The sequence below is a fragment of the Moraxella oblonga NBRC 102422 genome (genome assembly GCF_001598275.1).
Lineage (GTDB): Bacteria > Pseudomonadota > Gammaproteobacteria > Pseudomonadales > Moraxellaceae > Moraxella > Moraxella oblonga.
The window spans coordinates 1-2,535 of sequence record NZ_BCYQ01000084.1 but is presented as its reverse complement, the minus strand read 5'-3'; the positions used below and the strand labels follow the sequence as shown (position 1 = coordinate 2,535).

At 37.5% G+C, this 2,535-nt stretch carries 3 protein-coding genes; all 3 read right to left on the bottom strand.

From position 1 onward, the window contains the following. Positions 1-109 precede the first annotated feature (109 nt). The gene (locus tag MOB01S_RS11950) at positions 110-490 is read right to left on the bottom strand and encodes an SMI1/KNR4 family protein (protein WP_281177257.1); all 381 of its coding nucleotides are present in this window, start codon (positions 488-490) and stop codon (positions 110-112) included. Between the two features lie 195 nt (positions 491-685). Next, positions 686-1,060, bottom strand: coding sequence for a DUF5376 family protein (locus MOB01S_RS11945; protein WP_066805820.1), 375 nt, complete (start codon positions 1,058-1,060; stop codon positions 686-688). A 7-nt stretch (positions 1,061-1,067) separates the two neighbouring features. Beyond that, a partial coding sequence (locus tag MOB01S_RS12650; protein WP_369406670.1) for an EndoU domain-containing protein occupies positions 1,068-2,535 on the bottom strand: 1,468 nt, incomplete at its 5' end.

The window sequence follows — 2,535 nt, the reverse complement described above, 5'->3', positions numbered from 1 at the left end:
TAGATTGGGTGAAGCGATAGCGATACCCAACAAATTTAAGACTTGGCTTAATGTTGGGTTTTACTGTTTGTTCAACCCAACCTACGAGCTTGCTATGAGATTATTCAGTTTATTCATAAAGCATATCTAAAAACTCATCAAAACTATTGGCAATTGGCAAAATAACCATCTTTTCTTGACCGTGTTCATTAGTCATAAATTCATCATGATACATAATGACTACTGGCGGGTCATTTGTCATACGGTCTTGACGATAATCAAAGCATATAAGATAGCCAAATTCATTTAAGCCAAAAGCAATTAGATTTTTTTCGCTATAATATTGACTGTCATTTATCAATTCGGTACCTATAGGGTTGCCAAATGCAAGAAAAGAAATATTGCTTTCCACCCAGTACTGATTATTTTTAAAATACAGAAATGTATCCTGTTCAAATCTAACGCCATTATGTTTAAGCATTAAATCACAATATGATTTTGGAAAAGAAATATTATATTTTTTTCAAAATCATTTATCCATTCAATATCAGAAATACCATAATCATAACCAATATTTAATTTAATCATAATTACCTACCTTCACTTAAAGAGCCTTCGCCAGCCCGTAGGTTGGGTTAAGGTACGAAACCCAACAAATTCAATTGGTTACACCATAAATGCTGGGTTACGCTGTCGCTAACCCAGCCTACGGGCTATTTAGAGATAACCTCACTCCATTTCTATCTTCTTTCACCAAAAAATCCATCCAAGCATTGATTATAAACTTGAAGTCATTTAAAGATATAAATGATGTATAATCAGGATTTTCCTCATCATATAGAAAATATATTTTTATAAAATCACCATCAATCTCACAGCCCCAGCTTTCCGAACTAATATTAAATGAAAAATTACTTTCATTTATATTGCAAATAATATTTTTTGTAAATTCAATATCCAATTCTGATATATATTCACAAAATATTTCATAATTTTTGTTTATTCCATCACAAACAGCAATCGGTCTAAATACGCCATCTTTAAAAGTTTCTGATTCTTTATAAAAAAAATTTATGTTCATAATAATCTCACTTAACAGGATATACAGTAACTTTCGGCTGCAAATATCCAGTAACCTTAACTCCGCTTGGAGTTATGCCTTCCCACATTTGCTGCCCTCTTGAATTTGTAACAACCTTTCTGTTTTGATAAGCATAGTCAACTTCAACTTTTACTCTATCAGCACTCCAACTATTTGGGAACATTGTAGATATTCCATTATTATTAGATTTTGGTAAATAGTTATTGGGATTGTTTGGATCTTTAACAGAAATTTTTGCCTCATATACTCCATTGGAATAGGTTTTAACAACGCTATCCACTCTAATGTTGCCATTAGCTGTTGAATGCCCTCCAACTACTGTTCCATTTCGCTTTATTTCCGCACTCAAAATATGCCCATCAAAATCTATTGGAGCGGTAACCAAATGGACACGCTTACTTGCTTGTTGATTTATAATATAGTCGGTCTGTCTACCAGATATGCTTTTGTGAAAATCGCTTGAATAAGAACTATTGTTTACTCCTATATTTTGACTTTTAGATCTTGAATGTTGTTTCGCCTGTTGTGCATATATTCTAGCACGGCTTATTGGTATTTTAAAGGCAGTGGCAATAGCCATTGCTTTCTCTTCATCTGTTTTTGCGTTATAGTAAGCATCAGCAAACCCAATTGGCACAACAACAGCACCAATCAAATCCTTAATAATCAATGCTTCTTCGTTGGTAAATGTTACTCTATCTCCAGGATGTCCATAAGAACCATCTGGCAATAGACGATCGTGATCATAACTCCACTCCCCCTCTCTCCCGTCATGGTTCTCCACAAAGGTCTTATCATTCCCCTCAAGCAATGCTTGATTTTGAAGAGTTGTTTGTGCATCTTTGCCATCCCCAAGCTGTGCTTTAATGGGGTTGATGTTGTCTTGATTGGCGATGATGGCAGCATCGGTGTTAAGTTTGGCGGCAAGCCCTGCTAGGTCTGCTAAGGTTTCGTTTTTGCCCCCACGGATGTGGTCTAGCTCATGACCTAGGGTTTGGATGCTGTCCGCTCTTAGTTCGTCATGGGTGTCAATGACCGTTAGTGTTTTATTGGTAGCACCTTGAATGCCTCTTTGGGCGGTAATACTGGTAAGTAGTACCTTAGTGCTGATGCCTGTGGCATCAGAGAGGGCTTGTAGAGCCTCTTGGCTTAGGGTAAGGTTGTGGTATTCGCCTTTTTGGTAAGCGTCAAGTATGGCAGCAAGTTCTGGGTTGTCCTGTATGGCTTTTGCCATTTTAGCAGGGGCTTTGGCACCTTGGATGGCTTGGGTTAGGGTTTGGTTGCCTGTTAAGACGTTGGCAGTGGTGGCAACAACTTGTACGCCTGCCGCTCCTGTAATTTTACCTGTTGCTTTAAGATTCTCATCAAGCCTTTCTTGCTCCTTCTTAATCTCCCCCCTGCCTTCTTTGGTGAATATTCTGGTATCAAGGGTGGTATCAAAGTTAAGACCCCCA